Origin of the sequence: Kitasatospora sp. NPDC056531, from assembly GCF_042794375.1 — a bacterium.
Taxonomy (GTDB): Bacteria; Actinomycetota; Actinomycetes; order Streptomycetales; family Streptomycetaceae; genus Kitasatospora.
This window is the reverse complement of record NZ_JBHTTU010000186.1, coordinates 1-2,269: the sequence shown is the minus strand read 5'-3', so window position 1 is coordinate 2,269 and position 2,269 is coordinate 1. Positions and strand designations below refer to the sequence as shown.

The following is a 2,269-nucleotide window of genomic DNA, read 5'->3' as shown; positions in this document are numbered from 1 at the left end:
CCGATCCACAGCTGCATCACCCCCGCGTTCCGCGCGGACGGTCGTGAGGTGACGACGATCGAGGGCCTCGGATCACCCGGCGATCTGCATCCCGTGCAGCGGCAGTTCCGCGACGCCCCGGGATTCCAGTGCGGCTTCTGCACCGCAGGGATGATCATGACCTCGGCGACGTTCACCGAGGCCCAGAAGGAGGACCTGCCACGGGCGTTGAAGGGCAATCTCTGCCGCTGCACCGGCTACCGGGGGATCGAGGACGCCGTGAAGGGCGTCGTCGGTGTCGAGACGGCCGCCCCGGGAAAGGCCGTGGGGACGAGCGTCGGTACCCCGGCGGCCGACGACGTGGTCACCGGCCGTGCCGAGTTCACGATGGACACCCGCATCGACGGCATGCTGCACCTCAAGGTGCTGCACTCGCCGCACGCGCACGCCCGGATCGTCTCGATCGACAAGACCGCCGCACTCGCGGTTCCCGGCGTGCAACGCGTCTACACCTGGGAGGACGTGCCGCGCAGGCGTTTCACCACGGCGATCCACACCGACCATCTCGTCGATCCGGACGACACCTTCATCCTCGACGACACGGTCCGCTTCGTCGGCCAGCGGGTCGTCGCGGTCCTGGCCGACACGGTCGGGGCGGCGGAGGAGGGCTGCCGGCGGGTCGCCGTCGAGTACGAGGTGCTGCCGGCCGTCTTCGACCCCGAGGAGGCGATGGCCGAGGGGGCGCCGCAACTGCACGGCTCGCACGACCCCTTCGTCCGCGACCCCGTGCGCAACATCCTGCTGGAGCTCCACGCGCACATCGGCGATGTCGACGCGGGGTTCGCCGAGGCCGACGTGATCCACGAAGGCACGTACTCCTCGCCGCGCGTGCAGCAGGCGCATCTCGAAACCCACGGCTCGATCGCCTGGATGGAGGACGGCCGTCTGAACGTCCGTACCAGTTCGCAGTCGCCGTCGATCGCGAAGGTCAAACTCGCCTACCTGTTCGCGCTGCGCCCGGACCAGCTCCGCGTGTTCTGCAAGCGCGTGGGCGGCGCCTTCGGCGGCAAACAGGAGGTGTTCTCGGAGGATCTGGCCGCGCTCGCCACCCTGGACACCGGGCGGCCCGTCTGCTTCGAGTACACCCGCGAGGAGGAGTTCACCACGGCTTCGCCGCGGCATCCGATGACGTTGACGGTCAGGCTCGGCGCGAAGGCGGACGGAACGCTGACGGCGTTCCAGGTCCGCAACGTGTCGAACACGGGCGCCTACGGCAACCACGGCGGCGAGACGCTGTACGCGGGTGGCGCGGCCGGCATGATCTACCGCTGTCCCAACAAGAAGTACGACGCCTTCGCCGTCTACACGAACACCGTTCCGAGCGGGGCGCTGCGCGGTTACGGGATGACGCAGCCGGCGTTCGCCGTGGAGTCGGCGATGGACGAACTGGCCCGTGCCCTGCACCTCGATCCGCTCGAACTGCGGCGCCGCAACATCGTGCGACCGGGTGATCAGCTCGTCGCCCTGGACGACGGTCCCGACGACCTGCTGTTCACCGAGGACGGGCTCGCGAAGTGCATCGACCTCGTGGACGACGCTCTGGCCCGTACGGCCGATCAGCCGCCCCCCGGCCCCGGGTGGCTCGTCGGGGTCGGCGTGGCGAGTTCCCTGCACGAGACCGCGCCCCCGACCGAGCACATCTCGGAGGCCTGGGTCACGCTCGGCGACGACCTGAGGTACGAGGTGGCCGTGGGAACGGTCGAGTTCGGCCAGGGCACCCCCACCGCCCATGTCCAGATCGCGGCCAACCAGCTGGGCACGACGCCGTCGCGGATCCGCCTGGTGCAGTCCGACACCGACCGCACGGGATTCGACACCGGCGCCTTCGCGAGTGCGGGCCTCTTCGTGGCGGGCAACGCGGTGCTTCGAGCGGCCAACGCCGTGCGCGACCGGATCCTGGACTTCGCCGCCGCTCACACGGGCGTCCATGTCGTGATGTGCTCGATGGACGACGACGGCGTCGTGTGCGGCGACCGGCGGGTGTCGTTGGCCGAGCTCGTCGCCCTGGCCCGCGCGCGCGGAATCCGGTTCACCGCCGCCCGCAAGGCCTACGGCTCCCCCCGGAGCGTCGCCTCCAACACGCAGGGCTTCCGCATCGCCGTCCACCGGGTGACGGGCGAGATCCGCATCCTCTACAGCGTCCAGGCGACCGACGCCGGCGACATCATCAACCCCGCGCAGGTCCGGGGACAGGTGGAGGGCGGTGTCGCCCAGGGCATCGGCTTCACGC

1 protein-coding gene is annotated in these 2,269 nt (G+C 70.3%); it reads left to right on the top strand.

All coding sequences use genetic code 11. From position 1 onward, the window contains the following. A partial coding sequence (locus ACFQ87_RS43680) for a molybdopterin-dependent oxidoreductase (protein WP_380616601.1) occupies positions 1 to 2,269 on the top strand: 2,269 nt, incomplete at both ends.